The organism is Burkholderia sp. AU4i, assembly GCF_000466765.1.
Taxonomy (GTDB): domain Bacteria; phylum Pseudomonadota; class Gammaproteobacteria; order Burkholderiales; family Burkholderiaceae; genus Burkholderia; species Burkholderia cepacia.
The window spans coordinates 1-1,941 of sequence record NZ_ASSI01000474.1 but is presented as its reverse complement, the minus strand read 5'-3'; the positions used below and the strand labels follow the sequence as shown (position 1 = coordinate 1,941).

The window sequence follows — 1,941 nt, the reverse complement described above, 5'->3', positions numbered from 1 at the left end:
GAGCCCGCCGACCGGGGCGGCACCGACGCGTCCCCGCGCCCGGCCCTTGCGACGCCGCCTTTTTACAACCCGCGCGCGCCCCCTCAATCACGCCTGACCGGCCCCGCCCGCACCCGGCCGCCCGGCGCTCCGTCGCCAGACAGGCACGCCGCTTGCGCCATCCACACGCCCGCCGATCCGGCGGACAGCATCCTTCCCGCAACCGGCGTTGCTCACCACGCGACCTTCGCGTGGCGATCCCGCATCGCAAACAGGTTCCCCTGAACGAGAGGACAACATGAAATCAATACGAACGATAGCGGCCCTGTGCTCCATCATTTCCGTGCTCGCGGCATGTGGCGGCGACGGCAACGACGTCGGCACCGAGCTCGGCATCTCGAAGCCGCAGGCGCGCTTCATCAACGCGGTGCCGGCCGGCCCGAACCTCGACTACTACCTGAACGCCAAGGTCGATCAGTCGGGTGTCGCGTACAAGGGCGTGACGCGCTATCACGACGTCGACTCGGGCACGCAGACCGCGAGCTACGACATCTCGGGCACGACCTCGACCATCGCGTCGCAATCGTTCAGCGCGGCGAACGGCCATCACTACACGACGGTCGCGCTGCCGAGCACGACGTCGCTGATCTCCGTGATCGACGATCCGTACGACAAGGGCCTGCTGTCGGACAAGGCGCGCGTGCGCACCTTCAATGCGTCGCCGAACGCGCAGAACATCGACATGTACGTCGTCCCGCCCGGCACCGACATCACGACGCAAAGCCCGACGCTCGCGGGCGCGGCCTACCAGAACGCGGTGCCGGCCACGACGCAGGATTCGATCTACCTGAACGGCGGCAGCTACCAGGTGATCGTCACGACGGCCGGCAGCAAGACGCCGATCCTCAAGACCGCGCCGGTCACCATCAACAACAACGCCGACTGGCTGCTGCTGACGATTCCGTCGGGCGGGGTCGGCGACGTGACGCCGAACGATATCCACGTGCTGGTTGCGCAAGGCAACGACGCCGATTCGTCCGCGCAGGAACTCGGCCCGCAGTAACGGCCGAACACGGCGGCGGCGATCGTGGCGGCCGGTGCGCGTGCACCGGCCGCCACGCGCCGGGTACCGGTATCCGGCGGTACCAGCGGCAGTGTCAGCGGCGGTATCAGTCGATCCGCTCGAGGCAGATCACGTGCTCCGCGCGCGTACCGTCGCCGTGCTCGACGTCGACATCGCCGACATGCCGCACGCGCCAGCCCGGCCGCGTCGCGATCTGCGGCATGTTGCCGCCCGGCCGGCTCTCGATCCCGCCGAGCCCCTCGTCGGGCGTTTCGACCGCGTCGTCGAGCGACGCGTTCGAGTAGATCACGTTGTCCTGCAGTTCCGACGCGCCGGTGCGCGCCTCCATGCCCTTGCCGTCGACGTCGACCGTGTTGTCGGTCATCGCCATGTTCGCGTTGTCGAGCGTGACGATCCGGCCGGCCGCGCGACGCACGGGATCGCCGCTGTCGACCGCATGCGCGCCGACGTCGATCGGCGGCAGGCCGGTCGGCGTTTTCGCCGCGACCGCCTCCGGCGTCAGCGGCCGCTTCCCCGCCTCGGCGACCTCGGCGGCCTGGGTCGCCGCGTCGGGCATGTCGCCGGCTGCCGGGGTCTTCACCGGACTCTTCGCGATCTGTTCCCGCTGCTGTTGCGGGGTTGGATTCGATTCCGCGTTCTGCATCGCACCTCCTGTTCCGGACGGCGTGCGCCGGCGTGATGCCGGCGCCGGTCCGGGAATCGCTACAACGGTCCTTGCAAATCTTTCACGCGCAGGTACGGCACGCACGCGCGGCCTGCGATGCCCGTGCGGCACGGCAGCGCACGGGTGACGAACCGGCGCAAGCCGAGTACGCCCCGTGCGCCGCCCGGCCGATGCCGGTCAGCCGCCGCTTGCGCCCGCCGGCGCGGAAGCCGCG

2 protein-coding genes are annotated in these 1,941 nt (G+C 69.9%); one reads left to right on the top strand and one right to left on the bottom strand.

All coding sequences use genetic code 11. The annotated features are described in order from the left end of the window. Positions 1 to 277: 277 nt before the first annotated feature. Complete coding sequence (locus L810_RS43615; RefSeq protein ID WP_021164412.1) at positions 278 to 1,042, top strand: DUF4397 domain-containing protein; 765 nt, start codon at positions 278 to 280, stop codon at positions 1,040 to 1,042. A gap of 106 nt (positions 1,043 to 1,148) precedes the next feature. On the opposite strand, the gene L810_RS43610 is transcribed toward L810_RS43615, so the two are convergent. After that, positions 1,149 to 1,706, bottom strand: a complete 558-nt coding sequence (locus tag L810_RS43610) for a DUF3005 domain-containing protein (RefSeq protein WP_021164411.1) — start codon at positions 1,704 to 1,706, stop codon at positions 1,149 to 1,151. Positions 1,707 to 1,941: the final 235 nt, after the last annotated feature.